Genomic DNA, 281 nt, shown 5'->3' with positions numbered 1-281 from the left:
AGACCGCGTAGGCAGGAATGGCCAGAGTCGCGACGACGGCGACAAAAAGCACTTTGCGGCCAGGAAACTGAAGCCTGGTGAACGCGTACGCGCCAAGAGCGGATATCGCGACGCAAAGCAGGGTGGCAGCGATTGATGTCACCACGCTATTGAGCAACGCGGCACGGAACTGTTTGAATACCTCCACACCCCCGATCCGCGCAATATTGATGCCGAGCAGCCGGGAGTAGTGATCGAGCGTAAAGTGCTGCGGAAAGAAGTTGATCGGTCGGGTCGAAAAG

At 57.7% G+C, this 281-nt stretch carries 1 pseudogene; it reads right to left on the bottom strand.

Annotated elements, in window-relative coordinates:
* Positions 1-281 (bottom strand): annotated as a pseudogene (locus tag AF337_RS11840) (carbohydrate ABC transporter permease); the annotation flags it as partial.

It is taken from the genome of Rhizobium ecuadorense (assembly GCF_001187535.1).
GTDB lineage: Bacteria > Pseudomonadota > Alphaproteobacteria > Rhizobiales > Rhizobiaceae > Rhizobium > Rhizobium ecuadorense.
The sequence above is the reverse complement of the archived record's forward strand: the minus strand, read 5'-3'. Positions and strand labels throughout refer to the sequence as shown.